Origin of the sequence: Streptomyces sp. (genome assembly GCF_019510245.1) — a bacterium.
GTDB lineage: Bacteria > Actinomycetota > Actinomycetes > Streptomycetales > Streptomycetaceae > Streptomyces.
Map to the genome: position 1 here is coordinate 1 of NZ_JAEKKT010000405.1, position 3,208 is coordinate 3,208.

Annotated in this window: 3 protein-coding genes and 1 pseudogene; 2 read left to right on the forward strand and 2 right to left on the reverse strand. The window is 69.0% G+C overall.

What is annotated here, in order from left to right:
• Positions 1 to 44: 44 nt before the first annotated feature.
• Positions 45 to 626 carry a TetR family transcriptional regulator gene (locus tag JF597_RS52965; RefSeq protein ID WP_294014123.1) on the forward strand — a complete coding sequence of 194 codons (582 nt, stop codon included), beginning with the start codon at positions 45 to 47 and terminating at the stop codon, positions 624 to 626.
• 193 nt (positions 627 to 819) lie between these two features.
• Positions 820 to 1,391: pseudogene (locus JF597_RS52970) on the forward strand (hypothetical protein).
• Positions 1,392 to 1,959: 568 nt separating this feature from the next.
• Here the strand turns inward: JF597_RS52970 and JF597_RS52975 are convergent.
• Positions 1,960 to 2,535 (reverse strand): hypothetical protein, encoded by a 576-nt coding sequence (locus JF597_RS52975; protein ID WP_294014125.1) that lies wholly within the window; start codon positions 2,533 to 2,535, stop codon positions 1,960 to 1,962.
• Positions 2,532 to 3,208: DUF4232 domain-containing protein (locus JF597_RS52980; RefSeq protein ID WP_294014127.1), on the reverse strand; the 677-nt coding region annotated here is incomplete at its 5' end. The genes JF597_RS52980 and JF597_RS52975, both read right to left, overlap by 4 nt.

Sequence of the window (3,208 nt, forward strand, 5' to 3'; positions counted from 1 at the left end):
CGCCTTGAATTCGTCAAACGAACCAGTTCGTTACCATCGGATGCATGGCATACGACTCCACGGCGACCAAAGAACGCATCCTCGCGGCGGCCACCACGGAGTTCGCCGCGTACGGCGTCGCCGGCGCCCGGGTGGACCGTATCGCCACCGCGGCCAAGGCCAACAAGCGTGCGATCTACGACTACTTCGGCGACAAGAACAAGCTCTTCGCCGTCGTCGTCGAACGCACCCTGGCCGACCTCGCCGAAGCCGTCCCGCCCAGCGACGACCTGCCCGGCTACGCCGAGCGCCTCTTCGACTACCACCGCGCCCACCCCGAAGCCCTGCGCCTGGTGATGTGGGAGGCCCTGGAGATCGGCGACCAGCCCGTCCCGGCCGAAGAGGCCCGCACCCGCCACTACCAGGACAAGATCGACGCCGCCGCATCCGGCGGCCCGGGCGGCGACGCGCGGGCCCGCGTGTTCTTCACGCTCGCCCTGGCCGGCTGGAGCATCGGCATGCCCCAGCTGCGGCGTATGGTCCTCGGCCCCGACCACAGCCTCGACGACCTCCGCGACGAGGTCGCCCGGTCGGTACGAGCCCTGTCAACGGGGGGAGAGGCGCCCGGGCAGAACCGGCAACGGTGACGCAGCCGCAGTGAGGGACAGAGCACCATCAAGGCGCTCCGGCAGGTGGCTCCTCCAAGAGCCGCCGTCGACCCCACCCCAGGACACAGCTACGTGCCGGACGACGAAGCCGGACCCCGCGCGGCGGCAGGACATCGGCATGGAGGAGCATCTGCTCAGCCACCGTGTCACCGTCTGCCTGTGAGGAACCGTCATGCGTTCTGCCCGCCATACCGCGCCGCCCATCCTGCTCATCAGCCTGCTGCTGGCAGGCTGTTCACCCGTTTCGCTCGGCACGTCGACGTCGTCCGGGACGCAGAGCCCGGTGACGGGAGCATCCGCCGGCTCTGGGCGGGCGATAGCGGTGGGGGCGGGCCCGCAGAAGCACTACACCGTGCAGAAGCAGCCGGCCGCGGGCTCCTGCCACTACCGATACCTCAAGGGAGAACCGCTGGAGGATTCGACGTGCACGCCGGGCGCGATATCCCCGGCGGTCACGCAGACGAACCTGTCCTCGACGATCTGCCGCAAGGGCGGCTACACCTCCGGGATACGCCCCTCCACGTACGTGACGGGCAAAGAGAAGAAGCTCAACGCCGCCGCAACCTGTGGGTGGAGCCGGCCGACCCCGGCCACAAGAAGGGCTCCGGCGTCAACAACGCCAAGGACCCGGTGGAGACGAAGCTGCATACCGCGGTCTGCAAGGGCACCGTCACCCTCGCCGCCGCACAGCAGGCGATCGTCACCGACTGGACCACGGCCCTGAGCACGCTGCACATCGCCTGAAAGCGACTGGGTCTTCGGATTCGGGGCCGCGCGGACAGTGGGCGCACGAAAGCCCCGGCTGGACGGGGGAGACCAGCCGGGGCCGTGTGCGGTGACGGGCGGAGGGCGGTCGCCTCTCGGCGAAAGGCTCCATGGGGCTTCAGCCGAACGATCGTCCCCATGGGCTATAGGTAGGGCCCGGGGACACTGTCCCCTCCACCAGCCACATATGAACGAACGGCCAACCAGCTCCGGTTGTTCCCCGCCCCCGTCCCGCAGCCGCTGTGAGCTGCGGCACGCCCAGCATGGCGGGCAGCCGAGGAACTCGTCGCCGCAGGCGGCGAATCCGTCCCGGTTGCGGCTGAGCGTTGGAACGTTCGGTTGCTTGCTTGCCGCAGTCCCACGGTTCGCGGCCCTCGTCACGCAGCCCGGCGTTGCGAACCATGACTACGACGGTCCATGCCTTGGCGTCTCAGCACCGGGGCGCCGCGAAGTCGTGGGCGGCCGGCACAGGCCGTCGGCGTTCGGTGTCGGGTGCTCGCCGTGCCGGGGATGCGACAGCTACGTCAATCGTCGGCCGTGACGTCGCTCATGGGGTTCCTCGAGTGGACTGAGTCAGACCGGAGCGGAACTGCCGCACGAGCGTTCTCGGGTCCCGTACGACCTGCCAAAGGCCCATCGACAGCAGCGCCAGGCTGATCGCGAAGCAGACCCAGAACACGAACTGGGCGCCGGTCGCGAGGTCGTGGGTGCTGCCGTCCTCGTAGCGGCAGTACGCCTGTGGAGGAAACGCCCTCGAGACGCCGACGCCCCCGTAATACATGGAGCACGGGTCCTCGCCGGGGTCCTTGATCGTGTCGTCCGCCGTGACGACCAGCAGCCAGGCCAGCGCCGTCACCGGAACCGTGACGAACACGGTCACCTTCGACCAGGTCGGCAGGCGATGGTGGCCAAGCAGGCCGATCAGCGCGATCAATACGACCAAGTACGCCGCTGCGACGGCGACGGCGGTGAACCACCTTTCGAACACTTCCTCCAGAAGCCACACGACTCCGGCCACCGGTGGCGCGGTGAGCAGGACGACTTTGAACCCGGATGCCGTACGCGGGCGCGCGAACAGGTACACGGCAAGCGCGCACCCGATCAGGGTGAGGAGCGCGATCACGGACGCGCGGCGGCGGTGGTGGTGGCGGGGCCGGGTTCCCGGTGTGTCTCGTCCTTCCGCCACGGACCGACACCGAGCTTTCCGGTTGTCCCGAGGTCGAGTTCCGGCATCACCATCACGGGATCGGCGGTGGGCGTGGCCCATACACGGACGTACGGCGCGTTCACCGCTGCACCGGCCTGGGTGGTGTTCCGCCAGGCCAGTTCGGCCAGCGCAGCCTCGCCCGGACGCAGGACGACCGGTTGCGGGCTGCCGTCCCCACCGAGACCGGTACTGATCTGATCGGTCCCCCGGAGGATCCGTACACCGTCCACGGTGTGGTGGTCCTCGTCCTCGATCGTGAGTTTCGGGTAGCCGTTGAGCCGAAGGGGTCCGGTCCCGCAGTTGACCAGGTGCAGGCCGACGGCGCGCAGCCCCATGGCCGCGTCGCCCTGGTCGGCGTAGAGGCGCATGCCCGACTTCGGGCACGTTCCCGAGGCGGACGATGCCTCGGATTGTGGGACGCTACGTACCTTCCTCACCTCTACGCCCGTCACCTCGGATGCGTTCCCGACCGGCTCCCCCACGGCGACGGTGCCCTTGACGGTCCGTCCGGGCGCGACCGCCTCGACGCTCTGTTCCGCGTTGTCGACCGGGCCTCCGGAGGCTGAGAGGAATGCGAAGGTCAGCGTGT

What these genes read in the sequence shown, in the direction of transcription:
- JF597_RS52965 (WP_294014123.1), top strand. Translation starts at nt 45, where the DNA reads ATGGCATACGACTCCACGGCGACCAAAGAACGCATCCTCGCGGCGGCC.